Here is a 16,063-nt window from a genome sequence, read left to right as displayed (position 1 = left end):
TGTGGCCATTGGCAGGTGGAGCGGCGGGCGTTCGCCGCCCCACCCACAAGAGTCAGAAGTCAGAGCCGGACTCGAGCCCCTCGAGGCCGGTGGTGATACCTGCTGACTGCGGCGAACGGAAGGCGTCCTCGTCCGCATCCTGCAGCGAGATCGCGTTTCCGCCCGCGTCGAGGGCCTCCACGTTCAGGCACAGCGAACGCATTTCCTGAACGAGGACCTTGAACGATTCGGGCAGGCCCGGCTCGGGGACGTTGTCGCCCTTCACGATCGCCTCGTAGACCTTCACACGGCCAACCGTGTCGTCCGACTTGATGGTCAGCATCTCCTGCAGGGTGTGCGCGGCGCCGTAAGCCTCCAGCGCCCACACCTCCATCTCACCGAAGCGCTGGCCGCCGAACTGGGCCTTACCGCCCAGCGGCTGCTGGGTGACCATCGAGTACGGGCCCGTGGAACGGGCGTGGATCTTGTCGTCCACCAGGTGGTGAAGCTTGAGCATGTACATGTAGCCCACCGACACCGGATCCGGGAACGGCTCGCCGGTGCGGCCGTCGAACAAGCGAGCCTTGCCCGCGGCGTCAACCATACGATCGCCGTCTCGGTTCGGGTTCGTGTTCGCGAGCAGGCCGTTGAGCTCGTCGGACAGGACGCCGTCGAACACCGGGGTGGCCACGGTACGATCCGGGCCGGCCTTGACGGCCCGCTCGGGCAGACGCACGGCCCACTCTTCGCCGGCTTCGCGCGCCGCGGTGGCGTCCCAGCCCTGCTTCGCCACCCACCCGAGGTGGAGCTCGAAGACCTGGCCCAGGTTCATACGCGAGGGCACGCCCAGCGGGTTGAGCACGATGTCGACCGGGGTGCCGTCCTCCATGAACGGCATGTCCTCCACCGGCAGGATTCGCGAGATGACGCCCTTGTTACCGTGGCGGCCGGCCATCTTGTCGCCAATCGAGATCTTGCGGCGCTGAGCGATGTGCACGCGGACTGACTGACGGATGTCCGAGGGCAGCTCGTCGTGGTTCTCGGCTGAGAACTCCTTGACGCCGATGACGATACCGGACTGGCCGTGCGGGACGCGCAGCGAGGTGTCGCGCACTTCCTTCGCCTTCTCGCCGAAGATCGCGCGCAGCAGGCGCTCCTCCGACGTCAGCTCGGTCTCGCCCTTCGGGGTGATCTTGCCAACCAGGATGTCGCCGGCCACGACCTCGGCGCCCACGCGGATGATACCGCGCTCGTCGAGGTGGGAGAGCATCTCCTCCGACACGTTCGGGATGTCCCGGGTGATCTCCTCCGGGCCCAGCTTCGTGTCACGCGCGTCGACCTCGTGCTCCTCGATGTGGATTGAGGTCAGAAGGTCCTCTGACTGGCAACGCTGAGAGACGATGATCGCGTCCTCGTAGTTGTAACCGTTCCACGCCATGAAGGCCACGAGCAGGTTCTGGCCGAGCGCGAGCTCGCCGCCCTCGGTGGCCGGGCCGTCCGCGATGAGCGAGCCCTTCTCCAGGCGATCGCCCTCGCTCACCACGACCTTCATGTTGGTGCAGTTGCCCGGGTTGGAGCGCTCGAACTTCGTCAGTCGGTACGTGAAATACGTGCCCTCGTCCTCTTCCACGGTCACGTGGTCGGCCGAGACCTCGGTCACGACGCCGCCCGCGCGGGCCACGAGAACATCTCCCGCATCGACCGCTGCGCGCATCTCAATGCCCGTGCCCACGAGCGGGGCGACCGGCTTGATGAGCGGCACGGCCTGACGCTGCATGTTCGCACCCATGAGGGCTCGATTCGCGTCGTCGTGCTCGAGGAACGGGATGGCGGCGGTACCCACCGACACCATCTGACGCGCCGAGACGTCCATGTAGTCGACCTCGTCGGCTGGGATCAGCGCCGGCTCACCGCCGGGGAGGCGAACGAGGACTTCCGCCTCGAGGAACTTCCCGTTCTCATCCATCGGCGCGGCGGCCTGAGCGACAGTGTAGCGGTCCTCATCCGCAGCATCGAGGTAGTCGATCTGGTTGGTGACAACCCCGTTTTCGACCTTGCGATACGGGGTCTCAATGAAGCCGAACGCGTTGACACGGCCGTAGGTGGCCAGCGAGCCGATCAGGCCAATGTTCGGACCTTCCGGGGTCTCAATCGGACACATGCGCCCGTAGTGGGACGGGTGGACGTCTCGCACTTCCATCGACGCGCGGTCACGCGACAGGCCGCCCGGGCCGAGAGCCGACAGGCGGCGCTTGTGGGTCAGGCCCGCCAGCGGGTTGTTCTGGTCCATGAACTGCGACAGCTGGGAGGTTCCGAAGAACTCCTTAATCGCGGCAACGATCGGACGGATGTTAATGAGCGACGACGGCGTGATCGCCTCAGCATCCTGGGTGGTCATACGCTCGCGGACCATGCGGTCGAGGCGGGCCAGACCGGTGCGCACCTGGTTTTGGATCAGTTCACCAACGGCGCGGATGCGGCGGTTGCCAAAGTGGTCGATGTCGTCGTCCTCCACCACGACCTCACGGCCGGCGTCGACGGTCACGGTGGTCTTCTCCCCCGCGTGCAGCGCGAGGAGGTAGCGCAGGGTGGCGGTGATGTCCGACAACTGGAGCTGACGGTCCTTGCCCTCCGGGTCAAGGCCCAGCTTCTTGTTGAGCTTGTAGCGGCCCACGTTCGCCAGGTCATAGCGCTTGGGGTTGAGATAGAAGTTGTTGAGCAGCGTGCGGCCGGCCTCGGCCGTGGGCGGCTCGCCCGGGCGAAGCTTACGGTACAGATCCTGGAGGGCCTCCTCCTGGGTGTGAACCGTGTCCTTCTCCAGGGTGTCAATAAGGATCGGGTACTGCGCGAACTCCTCGCGGATCTCCGCCTCGGTCATGCCAAGAGCCTTGAGGAACACGGTCACCGACTGCTTACGCTTGCGGTCCACGCGAACGCCCACAGAATCGCGCTTGTCGATCTCGAACTCCAGCCACGCACCGCGCGAGGGGATGATCTTCGTGTTGTAGATCAGCTTGTCCGAGGTTTTGTCCGCGCTGCGCTCGAAGTACACGCCCGGGGAACGCACCATCTGGGACACGACCACGCGCTCGGTGCCGTTGATGATGAACGTACCCTGCGGGGTCATGAGCGGGAAGTCACCAATGAAGGTGGTCTGAGACTTGATCTCGCCCGTCTCATAGTTCTGGAACTCGGCCGTCACGTAGAGCGCGGCGGAGTAGGTCAGGTCCTTCTCCTTGCACTCGGCGATCGACGCCTTCTCGCCTTCGAGGTGCGGGTTGGACAGCACCAGACCCATGGTCTCAGCGGTGTTCTGGATCGGGGAGACCTCATCAAAGATCTCCTCAAGACCAGACTTCTCATCCGGGGCAGCGTTCTTGCGCCACTCCTCCGAGCCGATCAGCCACCCGTAGGAGGAGGTCTGAAGTCCGAGAAGGTCCGGGACCGGCAGCGGCTCGTGGAGCTTAGCGAAAGACACGCGATCCGAGGCGAGCTTGCCGTCAACAAAGGTGGTATTAAAGGTGCGCGAAGCAGCCAAAGGGTGATCCTTCCCTCTATGTCGGTTAGGCCGTGCGCGAGGCCGTCACCAGCACAAACCTCGAGCTAGGGATGCATCCTTGCGAGAGCTCCTAGCTAACCTGGGCATGGCAAATGAAAGTCCGCGCAAGTTTCAAATTTACCGCTTTGGCGTAGGGAAGTCTATCCCCCGCCCTGTGGAAGGGGTCACGACACCTATGTAGCACCCGCGATCCTCGAATCACCTCGCTGCGGTCGCTGCAGAAGAGGGTTCCTCGATGCACAGGGCCATGTGATTCCGGCAATGCCGGCTCCCAAGACTATCGCACGCCACGCCCGCCAATGCAAGTACCGGCCCGGCGTGTGGAAAAGCCCCCGCGCTGATCCGGAAGGATCAAGCGCGGGGGCCCATGCGGCTAGGCCGCAAAAATTACTTGAGCTCCACCTTGGCGCCGGCGGCCTCGAGCTTAGCCTTGGCCTCCTCAGCGGCCTCCTTGGCAACGCCCTCGAGGACGGGCTTCGGAGCGCCGTCAACGAGGTCCTTGGCCTCCTTCAGGCCGAGCGAGGTCAGAGCGCGGACCTCCTTGATGACCGCGATCTTGGTGGCGCCGGCATCAGCGAGGATGACGTCGAACTCCGACTTCTCCTCCTCAGCAGCGGCGGCTTCGCCAGCAGCCGGGGCGGCAGCAGCGGCGACGGCGACCGGAGCGGCGGCCTCGACGTCGAACTCCTCCTCGAACTTCTTCACGAAGTCGGAGAGCTCGATCAGGGTGAGCTCCTTGAAAGCATCGATGAGCTCGTCAACAGTGAGCTTGGCCATGGTAGACCTTCCTTCCTTTGCCTACTTGCGAGGCAGTTCCCTCAGGTGAGGATTTAACAATTGGTGGGTGCTGCTAGGCAGCGGCTTCCTGCTTCGCACGCAGGGCGTCAACGGTACGGACCGTCTTCGTGGCGGATGCCTTGAAGACGAATGCAGCCTTGACCATCGAAGCCTTGAGGGCTCCGGCGGCCTTCGCGAGGAGAACCTCACGCGACTCAAGATCAGCAAGGGCCTTGACGCCGTCGACGTCGAGGATCTGGCCTTCCATCACGCCGGACTTGAGCACGAGCTTGTCGTTGTCCTTCGCGAAGTTCTTCAGTGCCTTGGCTGCGGAAGCGATGTCACCGGTGACGAAAGCGAGGGCGGTGGGGCCGGTCAGGTCTGCATCCAGACCCTCAACACCAGCGTCCTTCGCAGCGATGCGCACGAGCGTGTTCTTAGCGACGTGGTAACGCACATCAGAGCCGAGCGCGCGGCGCAGAGTCTTCATCTGCTCCACGGTCAGTCCGCGGTACTCCGTCAGAAGAACGGCGTCAGAGTTACGGAATTCTTCCGTCAGCTGCGCGATCTCTGCAGACTTTTCGGTCCGCTTCATGGGACCTCCTTCCGATGGTTTGCCACAGTTTTCACGCAATAAAAAACCTCGCGCACGCAGGCACGAGGAGATTCACGAAGAATAATTCTCTTGTCATACCTACGCGGGTTTTCATTGAATGAAATTAACTCCGAAGAGACCTGCGGTCTTGGGCATGAATCAGACTAACGCCTTCGCCCCAGCCGGGCAAGGCCGCGCGGGCGAACGTGCGTCACTTCACGACGCCGTTGCTCGCCTCGCACCCTCACTGCCCGTGTTCGCGTAGCTCGTGGGAGATGCGATGGACGAGCATGTCGAGGGCCACGAGGTTGCGCCCGCCCTCGGGAATAATGATGTCGGCCCGGCGCTTGGAGGGCGCCACGTACAGTTCGTGCATCGGCTTGACGGTGGTCAGATATTGCTGCTCCACCGATTCGATCGTACGCCCGCGCTCGATCACGTCGCGCTTGACGCGGCGCAGGATCCGCACGTCGGCGTCGGTCTCCACGAACAGCTTGACGTCGAACATGTCGCACAGGCGCTCCTCGACGAAGATCACGATCCCCTCCACGAGGATGACGGGCGCCGGCTCGATCCGGATCGTCTCCTTCGCCCGCGTGTGCTGGGCGTAGTCGTACGTGGGGCAGTCGATCGCCTGGCCGCCGATGAGTTGGTGGAGCTGGTCGATCATCAGGTCGTTGTCGAAGGCGTCCGGGTGATCGTAGTTGAGCTTGGCGCGTTCCTCGAGCCGCAGGTCGTCGTGAGGGCGGTAGTAGTTGTCGTGGAAAACGACCGCGGTGCGCGGAGCGAACTTCGCCTCGATCGCCCGGGTCAAGGTGGTCTTCCCACTACCGGTACCGCCCGCGATCCCGATCACCATCGGCTTAGCCATACGCGCTCCTCTTCCCGCTCCCACTCAAGTCTGACGTGGTGAATATAGGGCAAAGGCCCGCACGTCGGTGCGGGCCTTTGCCGATAACACTTAGGCGTCGTTGTCGGCCAGCTTCGACACGTCCAGGCGGATGCCCGGGCCCATCGTGGTCGACACGGTTGCCTTCTTCACGTAGCGGCCCTTAGCCGAGGACGGCTTGAGGCGCAGGACCTCTTCGCGAACAGCCACGTAGTTCTGGTAGAGCTGCTCGGTGGTGAACGAGGTGTTGCCCACGATGAAGGCGAGGTTGCCGTGCTTGTCCACGCGGAACTCGATGCGGCCGCCCTTGATGTCCGAGACAGCCTTGGCCACGTCCATGGTCACGGTGCCGGTCTTGGGGTTCGGCATGAGGCCGCGGGGGCCGAGCACGCGGCCCAGGCGGCCGACCTTGCCCATCATGTCCGGGGTGGCCACGGCGGCGTCGAAGTCGGTCCAGCCGCCGGCGACCTTCTCGATCAGCTCGTCGTCGCCGACCTCGTCCGCACCGGCGTCGATCGCGGCCTGGGCGTTCGGGCCCTGGGCGAAGACGATGACGCGGGCAGTCTTGCCCGTGCCGTGCGGAAGGATAGCCGTTCCGCGAACCAGCTGGTCAGCCTTGCGCGGATCAACGCCCAGGCGGAACATCACTTCGACAGTGGAGTCGAACTTGGTCACGGAGGTCTTCTTGGCAAGGTCCATCGCCTCCAGCGGGGTGTAAAGCTCACCCGGCTGAATCAGTTCAGCGGCCTTGCGGTAATTCTTAGAGCGCTTTGCCATGTCTGCATTTCTCCTAGTTGGCAGTCGTGGGAAACGAACCCGCTCCGGGCTCTACCACGGCGATCGATGATCGCTAATTAAATCTCGTCGGTGGTGACGCCCATCGAACGCGCGGTGCCAGCGATGATGCGAGCGGCGTTGTCGATGTCGTTAGCGTTCAGGTCCGGCTCCTTGGTCTTGGCGATCTCGCGCAGCTGATCTGCGGTGAGGTGGCCGACCTTGTTGGTGTGCGGGACACCGGAACCCTTCGCGATTCCCGCTGCCTTCTTAATGAGCTCAGCAGCCGGCGGGGTCTTGGTCACGAAGTCGAACGAGCGATCTTCGTAGACGGTGATCTCGACCGGGATGACGTTTCCACGCTGGGACTCGGTCGCGGCGTTGTAGGCCTTGACGAAGTCCATGATGTTCACGCCATGCTGACCCAGCGCGGGGCCAATCGGCGGTGCAGGGGTAGCGGCTCCAGCTTCGATCTGGAGCTTAATCAGACCTGCAACCTTCTTCTTGGGTGGCATATTTGATCCTTCTTGTTTATCTACAAACCGCCATCATGGCAACGATGGCGGGCGCCCAACGGCGGCAAAGAAGCGGTGTGTTTCCACGCCCGGTTCGGAGAAACCGGGTTAGTCCATCTTCTCCACTTGGCCGAAGGACAGGTCGACCGGGGTTTCCTGGCCGACAAGAGTCATGAGCACGGTGAGCCTCTGGTTCGCCGCGTCAACCTGAGAAATTGTAGCGGGCATTCCGACCCACGGCTCCGTGGTAAGTGTCACGGTCTCGCCAACCTCGTAGTCGGCAACGATGGCCGGGGCGCCCGAGGTAACGGGCTTTCCAGCGGCCTTGGCCGCCTCGGCGGCCTCCTGCTCGACCACGGGGGTGAGCATTTGCACGACCTCGGATTGCGTGAGCGCCACCGGATCACGGCCGTTGCCCACGAAGCCGGTCACACCGTTCGTGTCCTGAACGGTCCGCCACGAATCGTCCGTCATCTCCATCCGGATGAGGGCATATCCTGGCATGCGCACGCGCGTCACCAGCTTACGCTGGCCCTTCTTGACCTCGAACACCTCTTCCATCGGCACCTGAACTTCGAAGATGTAATCTTCCATGTTCATGGTGTGAGCACGCGATTCGATGTCCTGCTTGACGCGCTTTTCATAGCCGGCGTACGTGTGTAGCACGTACCATTCGCCCGGCAGCCCGCGCAGGCGCGCCCGCACGGTCTCCTCCGTCACGACGCCGTCGTCCTCAGGCGCGGCCTCGGACTCGGGAGCGTCCAGCTCAGCTTCCACCTCCGACACGGCGGCAACCGGCGCCGCGGCGTCGTCCACGGAAAGCTCCTCGAGATCCTCGACGCCAGCCGTAGCTTCGGCGTCGACCGGCAGTGCCTGCTCGGGCTTGTCGGAGAAAATATCGTCGTTCGATTGAGACATTGATTCCCTATTCCTAGCCAAAGATCCAGAACATGGCCTGGTTGAAGACCACGTCAATCACGCCCACGAACACCATGACCACGGCCACGAAGAACACGACTGTGAGGAAGAGCTGCCACAGCTCCTTGCGGGTGGGGCGCTGGACCTTCTTGAGCTCGGCGACAACCTCCTTGAAGAAGGTAATAATGCGCTGCCACAGGCCCTTGGACTCGGACTCGCGTCGAGATGCTGCTTGGCTCACTAGGGTGTCCTCTCGGTAATGTGGAAAACGACCCTAATCTAGGGCCGCCTTCATTGCAGGGCAGGAGGGACTCGAACCCACAACCGCCGGTTTTGGAGACCGGTGCGCTACCAATTGCGCCACTACCCTAAAGACGTCAGAACTATTATGCCTGATGTCGCTGTGGTGTTGCCAATGAGCAACTCGCAACAGTCTAGTGACAAACGCGCCGCAGGTCTAGGCGGCTGGGGGTTACCCTGCTGTAATTTGGACCACTTGGCCCGCTTTTCGGAATGATTCTTCCTGATCGGCGCACTTCGTGCGACCATAGTGACCATGGCAACAGAACCACGCAATAGAGTCTCCCAGCGCCTCGCGGCGCTCCAGCCCTCGGCCACCCTGGCCGTTGACGCGAAGGCTAAGGCCCTCAAGGCCGCCGGCCAGCCTGTCATCGGCTTCGGCGCCGGCGAACCGAACTTCCCCACCCCGGCCCACATCGTCGCCGCCGCGATTGATGCAGCCTCCGATCCGAAGAACCACAAGTACACGATCGCCAAGGGTCTGCCCGAGCTACGCGCGGCGATTGCGGAGAAGACGAAGGCCGACTCGGGCGTCGTCGTCGATCCGGACAACATCATCGTGACCAACGGCGGCAAACAGGCCGTCTTCCAGGCGTTCGTCTCGCTGCTCGACGACGGCGACGAGGTCATCCTTCCCGCCCCGTACTGGACCACCTACCCCGAGGCGATCACCCTGTGTGGCGGCGTGCCCGTGGAGGTCTTCGCCGGCTCGGACCAGGACTACAAGGTGACGGTGGATCAGCTGGAGGCCGCGCGCACGGACCGCACCAAGGTACTCCTGCTGTGCTCCCCGTCCAACCCCACCGGCTCGGTCTACACCCCCGATGAGCTACGCGCGATCGGCGAGTGGGCGCTGGACAACGGCATCTGGGTGATCTCAGATGAGATCTACGAGCACCTCATCTACGCGGGCGAGATGGCCTACATCCTGCGCGAGGTGCCGCAGCTGCAGAACCAAACGATCATCGTCAACGGCGTGGCCAAGACGTACGCGATGACGGGCTGGCGCGTGGGCTGGATGCACGGCCCGGCTGACGTGATGAAGAAGGTGGCGAACTTCCAGTCCCACATCACCTCCAACGTCAACAACGTGGCCCAGCGCGCCGCGATCGCGGCCCTCACTGGCGACCAGGGCGTGGTGGAGGAGATGAAGGAGGCCTTCGACCGCCGCCGGAAGACCCTCGTGACGATGCTGCGGGAGATCGAGGGCTTTGAGGTACCGGAGCCCACCGGCGCCTTCTATGTGTTCCCCAACGTCCAGGCCGTGCTCGGCAAGGAGATCAACGGCCGGGTGGCCACCACCACCTCCGAGCTGGCCGAGATCATTCTCGAGGAGGCCCAGGTGGCTGTCGTGCCGGGCGAGGCCTTCGGCGCGCCGGGCTACATCCGCCTCGGCTACGCGCTGGGCGATGAGGACCTGGTGGAGGGTGTGGAGCGCATTCAGCGCCTGTTCGCATAAGCCCCTATCTGGCTGGCTCGCCCGGGCGGTTTGCCCGGGCGAGCCATTCTTCTGCCACCACAAGACGAGAGTGGGCCTGGTCCTTCCAGTCGGCGCGCCCGCGCTGGCGAGCCGAGGCCACGAGCGAGAGCACCACGCCAGCGGCGGAGGCGGCGATGGCCGCGGGGTCGGCGTCGTGGGAAGCGCGCCTATACCAGTCCTCCTGGATCTGGCGCGCGCCGGCGTACTTGTCGCTCAACCCGGGGAGCACGGAGAGGTGGCCGAGCAGGCAGCCCCAGTCGTCGGCGCGGTAGCCGGGGCCGAGGGAGTCGAGGTCGAGCAGGCCGCTGAGCCGCCCGCCGCTGACCAGCAGGTTGGTCTCGTAGAAATCGCCGTGGGTGGGCACGAGCGGCCCGTAGTCCGCGCTGCGCCGCACGGCCATGATCCCCGCCGCAAGGTCTAAGACCCGGCCGGTGAGCTCGGGGCTCGCGGCGCCGGCGGCCCGCGCGTAGTGCTCGCACCTCTCGGCCCACGCCGGCCGGTATTTCAGGTCGAGCGCGGAGGCAGGCAGGGCGTTGAGCGTGCGCGTGAGCGACCGAAAGATCGAGGGCAGGTCGCGCCCGCTTTGGAAGCTGAGCGCGAGCGACTCGCCCTCCACCGCCGAGGTCACCACCAGCCCGTCGGGCCGGCAGACCACGACGCGCGGAGTGGGCAGCTCGGCGTCGGCGACGACGCGGTGGCGGGCGATGAGTGCGTCGAGCGCGTCGGGGCGCACCACCTTCGCGTAGCTGAGGCCGGCGTGCGTCTGCACGCGTAGCACGGCCCGGCGAGTGGGCCGGTAGCCGAGCAGTTCGACATCGCACTCTCCCACCAGGCCGGCCATGGCCTCCGGGTTGCAGGCGTCCGCGAGCGCGGGCAGTTCCGGGTCGCCGGGGAACTCCCACAGGTGGACGGGGAGGTCGCCGGCGTAGAGCGTGACGGCGCCGGCGGCGTCGAGCCTACTTTGGGGGATGCGGGCGGTGGAGGCGACGACGTAGCCGTCCTGGCGTTCGCGCACCTCTCGCGCGCTCGACTTGTGGCGCACCTCGTCCCATGTGACCGAGTAGCCCACCGAGATCCCGGCGCCTGGCCTGTGGTTGACCGCGCGCAGCCGCCACGAGCGCAGGATCCCTTCGCCGAGCGCCAGGGAGAGCATCTCCCCCGCGGACGGGCCGGTGAGGAGCGCGACAGCGCGGCGCTCGGTGTGGGTGGTCATGGTTCATTTATAGGAGTGATTGGGGAAGGTCTCAAATGCGCGGCGTGTATTGGGATGCCGCACCGACTAGGATGGGCGCATGCGAGATCTGAAGACTTTGCCCAAAGCACACCTTCATCTGCATTTCACCGGCTCCATGAGGGTCTCCACGCTGATCGATCTCGCCCGTGAGCAGGGCGTGCGCCTGCCCGCCAACCTCACCGACACCCAGGCCATGCAGGTGCCCGCGAACGAGCGCGGCTGGTTCCGTTTCCAGCGTGCCTACGACGCCGCTCGCAAGGTCGTGCGCTCGGAGGGCGCGATGCGCCGGATCGTGCGGGAGGCCGCCGCCGACGACGCCGCCGAGGGATCGCGCCGCCTGGAACTTCAGATCGACCCCACCTCGTATGCGCCCTTCGTTGGGGGCATCACGCCCGCGCTGGAGATCGTGCTCGACGAGGCGCAGGTGGTCTCGCGCGAGACGGGCGTGGAGGTGGCGATCATCGTGGCTGCTTCGCGAATCAAGCACCCGCTCGACGCCCGCACGCTCGCGCGCCTGGCCGCCAAGCACGCCGGCGACGGGCCGGGCCAGGTGATCGGCTTCGGCCTATCCAACGACGAGCGGCGCGGGGACACCTCCCAGTGGGCCACGGCCTTCAACATCGCCCGCAACGCGGGGCTGGCCAGCGTGCCGCACGCCGGCGAGCTACTCGGCCCGGACCACATCCGCCAGGTGCTCGACTACCTGCGCCCCACCCGCCTCGGGCACGGCGTGCGCACGGCCGAAGACACCGACCTGCTAGCCCGGATCGTGGGGGCCGGCATCGCGCTCGAGGTCTGCCCGGCGTCCAACATCTCGCTCGGCGTGTACTCCGACCCCGAAAACGTGCCCCTGCGCGTGCTGTACAACTCCGGCGCGCAGATCGCCCTCTCCGCCGACGACCCGCTACTCTTCCTCTCCCGCCTGACCGACCAGTACCAGATCGCCCGCGACCAGGGCTTTTCCGACGCCGACCTCGCCCGCTTCGCCCGCGACTCCATCACCGCCTCCATGGCCCGCATCGACTCCAAGCAAAAGTGGCTGGCCGAAGTCGAGGAGTGGCTGACCGCGCCCGATCCTGACCCGGCTGGTTAGGCCGGGCCGTCTCGGCCCCGCCGACTAGATCTCCTGACCGGCTAGATTTCCAGGCCAACCAGCACCGGTTCGGGCACGAGGGTGACGCCGAACTTCTCGGCAACCCCGTCACGGATTTCGCACGCCAGCGCCGCGATGTCCTCCCCGCTCGCCCCGCCACGGTTGCTGAGCGCCAGGCAGTGCTTGGTGGACAGGGCCGCCGGCCCGGGCATGCCATAGCCAGGCGTAAAGCCCGCGTGGTCGATAAGCCACGCGGCCGACGTCTTGACCTGCCCCTCGATTACCGGAGCGGCGGCGCCAATCTGGTTGACGGCGTCGTGACGCGCCACCCCAAAGCGCGGCGCCTCGGGCGGCAGCAGGGCGGACTGCTCCTCACTGAGGACCGGGTTGGTGAAGAAGGAGCCGAGGGAGTACGTGTCGCGGTCGGCGTCGTCGAGGACCATACCCTTTGAGGCGCGCAGCTCGAGCACGGCGGCCCGCACGTCCGACGACGGCGCCCGCTCCCCGATCTCCACCCCGAGCGTGCGCGCGAGCTGGCCGTAACCGACCGGGCGGGACAGCGTGGCGCGGCGCATGTGGAACGTCACCGACAGCACCACCCAGCGCGGGCTGCCACCGCAAATCGAGCGCTTGAGGATCGAATCGCGGTAGCCGAACTTCATGTCTGAGAGGAACAGGGTCTTGAACTCGCCAGTCTGGCGGTCCCACGTGCGCACCTGGGCAAGGGTTTCGGCCACCTCCTGGCCGTAGGCGCCGATGTTCTGCACGGGCGCGGCGCCCACCGAACCCGGGATGCCCGACAGCGCCTCGAGGCCCATCCAGCCGTGCTCGATCGCGTAGACCACGGCCTCGTCCCACGGCGTGCCCGCGGTGACGCGCATCTCCGCACCCCCGCAACCGTCCTCCATGAGGGTCTCAATCTGGGAGCGGGTGTCGTGGACGACCACGCCGTCAAACGGCTGATCGGACGCGAGGATGTTCGATCCCCCGCCGACCACAAGCACAGGCCGGCCCTCGGCGTCGGCCGTGGAGACGGCGTCGACGATCTCGGCCTCCGCGTGCGCGTTGACGACCTCCGCGACCCGCCCACCCACGCCGATCGTGGTCATCTCCGCCAGCGTGTTGCCGCGATAGCGGGTGGTGGCCACCGGCGGGATCGTGGTGGTGGGCTCAGACGGTTCTGGGATCTGGCACGACATGGGATCTCCTATCGGCGCGAAAGGTAGTAGCTGACCAGGCGGCCAAGCGGGCTGATGTTCGCCTGGAACTCCCCGATCTTCTCCACGATTTCGGGGTTGAAACGGGACTTGAATTGCATGAGGGAATCGGTAAGCGAGCCGTCCACGCCGCCGAGCGAGACGGACTCCAGCCCAGAGGCGAAGCCCTCGCCGAGCGCCACCACCCACATGAGGTGCTGGGCCGGGATATTACCGAAGTGGCGGTTCGTTCCCGCGTACAGCATCTCCGCCGAAGTGCCGAAGCGGACCATGAGAACGCCGGCCAGGGTCACGCGGCCGCGCTGGCCCGACTCCTCGAGCTCCGCGATGTTCTTGGCAGCCGAGGCGATCGAATCCTGCAGGCGGTTGCGCTTCTTCTTCGCGCTGGCCGGGGTAGCGGCAAGCTCGGCGGAATCGGCGTCGCGGCGAGCGGTGTAGGTGGCGATCGCGGAGTCGACGTCGAGGGTGGCCAGATAAATCTTGGCATCATCCCCGTAGGCGGCAAGGATCTTCTCGTAATACTCCCGCGAGCGCAGGCGGATCCCCTTCTCCTCCTCGGTCTGCTCAATGACGGAGAGGAACTCATTCAGCACGTCGGCCCCGCCCGAGGTGACCTCCACGAATCGGTTACGCGCGTTGTTGGCCAGCGTGCGCGACTTCTTCGGCAAGGTGGCCTGGTAGGCGGCGACGGCGTCGGCGGGAATGCCGGGCTGGGCGGCAGGAGCGGCGCCTGCAGGCGCGGGGACGGCGTCGGCGAGCTCAGCCGGGCGGAACGTGACCGGCATAAAGCGCGGCTGCAGCGACTCGTGCAGGCTCATGACAAAGCCGAGATGCTTGAAGCCGGCGGACTCGATGCGGCGGCCGATGTGGCGGGCGCGCGGGTCGTAGTGCTCGGGTAGCTCGGCCAGCGGGGCCTTGCGGACGGGCACGAACGGGTCGATCCGCACGGCCACCGCCCGGTTCTTCTTCGCGAACGCGCGCAGCTCGCGCAGGTAGACCTCCAGGTAGGGGCCCTCGAAGTCGAGGATCGGGCCGTGCGGCATGTACCAAAAGCTCATCCCCAACGGAAGGTGGCGCTTGAGTACCAGGCCCGCCGCAACCAGGGTACCCGTATCGTCGCGCAAGCCCGTCAGCGAATGGCCCCAGCCCTTCACCTCAGCCCATGCCGAGGACTGCAGCACGTTACACAGCGGGTGGCTCGCCACAAAGGCGTCGTATTCCTCGCGCGGAACCTCGATGAATTGCACGTGTCCTCCTCGTTCAGCTTCCATCCTACCCCGGGCTCTCGGTGCGCTCCGCCCAATACGGTCCACGTTACGCCCGGATTGAAATAACTTGGACGTTTCTGGGCCGATCTCCTCATATAAGAAGATCGCCGCGAAATCGTCCAGTTCTCTTTAACCATCGCGGCGATCACCGGCCGGACGGGCAAAAAAAGACCCCCGCTTGAGGCGGAGGCCGTAGAAGATGACTACCCTAGCGGGTTTCGCGGTGTGTGGTCGACGCATTGCACCTGGGGCAGTACTTCTTCATCTCCAGGCGATCCGGCGTGTTACGACGGTTCTTCTTCGTAATGTAGTTACGCTCCTTGCAAACCTCGCATGCGAGGGTGATCTTGGGGCGAACGTCTGCAGACTTACTAGCCACTATTTTTCCTCACGTTCGGCTTGTGAAGCGGGTGCTTCGTCGTTCTACGATACGGCGGTCGCCATACCGGTCGTAGCGAGGGCGGGGTTTGAACCCGCGACCTCACGATTATGAGTCGTGCGCTCTGACCAACTGAGCTACCTCGCCTCGTCCATCCCCGCGAACGGGAATGAATGGAGCCCCGAAAGGGAATCGAACCCTTGACCTTCTCCTTACCATGGAGACGCTCTGCCGACTGAGCTATCGGGGCAACCTTGGAAAGCCTACCAATCGAATGGAATGCATTCCAACTTCGCGGACGTGGCGCTTGCCATAACCGCTGTTCTTTCGAACTGTGGCGGGTGAGGGATTCGAACCCCCGTAGCTTTCGCGTCTGATTTACAGTCAGATACCATTGGCCGCTCGGTCAACCCGCCGTCGCGTACTCCCGAAGAAGTGCACGGCAAAGACATTAGCAGTTCTCCCCCGCGTACTGTCAAACCAGAACCCCCGCGCGGACTGCCGTCATGGTCACACTTGCCTAAGCTAGAGTGAGTGGGTAGTTCACACCGTTCAAGTTCAGGAGGAACCGTGGCCAACTCTTCGTTCGACGTCGTCAGCCGCTACGACACCCAGGAGGTCGACAACGCCGTCAACCAGACCGCCAAGGAGATCAGCCAGCGTTACGATTTTCGCAACGTCGACGCCGACATCACGCTCAAGGGCGAGACCATTACCCTGACCGCCAACACCGCCGAGCGCGTACTCGCCATCCTCGACGTGCTCCAGACCAAGCTCATCCGCCGCGGACTGTCGCTCAAGCAAGTGGACTTCGGCGACGGCGAGCCCCGGCTTTCCGGCAAGCTCTTCCACCTGTCGGGCTCGCTCAAGGAGGGCATCAGCCAGGAGAACGCGAAGAAGATCACGAAGCTGATCCGCGACGAGGGCCCCAAGTCCGTCAAGGCCCAGATTCAGGGTGACGAGGTGCGCTGCACCTCCAAGTCGCGCGACGACCTGCAGGCCACGATCGCTCTGCTCAAGGGAGCCTCGTTCGACGTCGCCCTCCAGTTCGTCAACTTCCGCTAGGCGCGGGCAGCGGCTCAGGGT

15 protein-coding genes and 4 tRNA genes are annotated in these 16,063 nt (G+C 64.9%); 3 read left to right on the top strand and 16 right to left on the bottom strand.

Annotation, left to right across the window (positions count from 1 at the left end; translation table 11 throughout):
• Window positions 1-52: 52 nt before the first annotated feature.
• From rpoB to QPC17_RS01865, 9 genes are all read right to left on the bottom strand, one after another.
• Entirely contained in the window at window positions 53-3,517 is a 3,465-nt protein-coding gene (rpoB, locus tag QPC17_RS01905; protein WP_062613592.1) for a DNA-directed RNA polymerase subunit beta, read from the bottom strand.
• A gap of 408 nt (window positions 3,518-3,925) precedes the next feature.
• Entirely contained in the window at window positions 3,926-4,315 is a 390-nt protein-coding gene (rplL, locus tag QPC17_RS01900; protein ID WP_062613593.1) for a 50S ribosomal protein L7/L12, read from the bottom strand.
• A gap of 73 nt (window positions 4,316-4,388) precedes the next feature.
• Complete coding sequence (gene rplJ / locus QPC17_RS01895) at window positions 4,389-4,910, bottom strand: 50S ribosomal protein L10 (RefSeq protein ID WP_068538832.1); 522 nt, start codon at window positions 4,908-4,910, stop codon at window positions 4,389-4,391.
• A 244-nt stretch (window positions 4,911-5,154) separates the two neighbouring features.
• On the bottom strand, window positions 5,155-5,781 hold the full coding sequence (gene udk, locus QPC17_RS01890) for a uridine kinase (protein WP_285347409.1): 627 nt from the start codon (window positions 5,779-5,781) through the stop codon (window positions 5,155-5,157).
• 90 nt (window positions 5,782-5,871) lie between these two features.
• Window positions 5,872-6,576, bottom strand: coding sequence for a 50S ribosomal protein L1 (rplA, locus tag QPC17_RS01885; RefSeq protein WP_062613596.1), 705 nt, complete (start codon window positions 6,574-6,576; stop codon window positions 5,872-5,874).
• Between the two features lie 77 nt (window positions 6,577-6,653).
• Window positions 6,654-7,088: a 50S ribosomal protein L11 gene (rplK, locus tag QPC17_RS01880; RefSeq protein ID WP_062613597.1), complete on the bottom strand. Its 435-nt coding sequence runs from the start codon at window positions 7,086-7,088 to the stop codon at window positions 6,654-6,656.
• A 108-nt stretch (window positions 7,089-7,196) separates the two neighbouring features.
• The gene (gene nusG, locus QPC17_RS01875) at window positions 7,197-8,006 is read right to left on the bottom strand and encodes a transcription termination/antitermination protein NusG (protein WP_068538831.1); all 810 of its coding nucleotides are present in this window, start codon (window positions 8,004-8,006) and stop codon (window positions 7,197-7,199) included.
• 13 nt (window positions 8,007-8,019) lie between these two features.
• Window positions 8,020-8,247: a preprotein translocase subunit SecE gene (secE, locus tag QPC17_RS01870; protein ID WP_062613599.1), complete on the bottom strand. Its 228-nt coding sequence runs from the start codon at window positions 8,245-8,247 to the stop codon at window positions 8,020-8,022.
• 56 nt (window positions 8,248-8,303) lie between these two features.
• Window positions 8,304-8,376 (bottom strand) — tRNA-Trp (locus QPC17_RS01865).
• A gap of 186 nt (window positions 8,377-8,562) precedes the next feature.
• On the opposite strand from QPC17_RS01865, the gene QPC17_RS01860 reads away from it, so the two are divergent.
• Window positions 8,563-9,765, top strand: a complete 1,203-nt coding sequence (locus tag QPC17_RS01860) for a pyridoxal phosphate-dependent aminotransferase (RefSeq protein WP_062613699.1) — start codon at window positions 8,563-8,565, stop codon at window positions 9,763-9,765.
• Between the two features lie 4 nt (window positions 9,766-9,769).
• Here the strand turns inward: QPC17_RS01860 and QPC17_RS01855 are convergent, their stop codons facing one another.
• Window positions 9,770-10,999, bottom strand: coding sequence for a phosphotransferase (locus tag QPC17_RS01855; RefSeq protein ID WP_285347408.1), 1,230 nt, complete (start codon window positions 10,997-10,999; stop codon window positions 9,770-9,772).
• Window positions 11,000-11,078: 79 nt separating this feature from the next.
• Between QPC17_RS01855 and QPC17_RS01850 the strand changes: the two genes are divergently transcribed.
• Window positions 11,079-12,113: an adenosine deaminase gene (locus tag QPC17_RS01850; RefSeq protein WP_285347407.1), complete on the top strand. Its 1,035-nt coding sequence runs from the start codon at window positions 11,079-11,081 to the stop codon at window positions 12,111-12,113.
• Between the two features lie 41 nt (window positions 12,114-12,154).
• Here QPC17_RS01850 and QPC17_RS01845 read toward each other — a convergent pair whose 3' ends face one another.
• From QPC17_RS01845 to QPC17_RS01820, 6 genes are all read right to left on the bottom strand, one after another.
• Window positions 12,155-13,312: a UDP-N-acetylmuramate dehydrogenase gene (locus QPC17_RS01845; RefSeq protein ID WP_101923776.1), complete on the bottom strand. Its 1,158-nt coding sequence runs from the start codon at window positions 13,310-13,312 to the stop codon at window positions 12,155-12,157.
• A gap of 8 nt (window positions 13,313-13,320) precedes the next feature.
• Window positions 13,321-14,577 (bottom strand): peptidoglycan bridge formation glycyltransferase FemA/FemB family protein, encoded by a 1,257-nt coding sequence (locus tag QPC17_RS01840; RefSeq protein ID WP_070446353.1) that lies wholly within the window; start codon window positions 14,575-14,577, stop codon window positions 13,321-13,323.
• A 229-nt stretch (window positions 14,578-14,806) separates the two neighbouring features.
• Window positions 14,807-14,977, bottom strand: a complete 171-nt coding sequence (gene rpmG / locus QPC17_RS01835; RefSeq protein WP_082661174.1) for a 50S ribosomal protein L33 — start codon at window positions 14,975-14,977, stop codon at window positions 14,807-14,809.
• A gap of 73 nt (window positions 14,978-15,050) precedes the next feature.
• Window positions 15,051-15,124: transfer RNA gene (locus QPC17_RS01830), tRNA-Met, on the bottom strand.
• Between the two features lie 27 nt (window positions 15,125-15,151).
• Window positions 15,152-15,227 (bottom strand) — tRNA-Thr (locus QPC17_RS01825).
• Between the two features lie 85 nt (window positions 15,228-15,312).
• A tRNA-Tyr gene (locus QPC17_RS01820) sits at window positions 15,313-15,393 on the bottom strand.
• A gap of 154 nt (window positions 15,394-15,547) precedes the next feature.
• Here QPC17_RS01820 and QPC17_RS01815 point away from each other — a divergent pair.
• Window positions 15,548-16,042, top strand: coding sequence for a YajQ family cyclic di-GMP-binding protein (locus tag QPC17_RS01815; RefSeq protein WP_068538828.1), 495 nt, complete (start codon window positions 15,548-15,550; stop codon window positions 16,040-16,042).
• The last annotated feature ends 21 nt before the right edge of the window (window positions 16,043-16,063 follow it).

Origin of the sequence: Trueperella bernardiae, assembly GCF_030246965.1 — a bacterium.
GTDB classification, from domain to species: Bacteria; Actinomycetota; Actinomycetes; order Actinomycetales; family Actinomycetaceae; genus Trueperella; species Trueperella bernardiae.
This window is presented reverse-complemented; position numbering and strand designations above follow the sequence as displayed.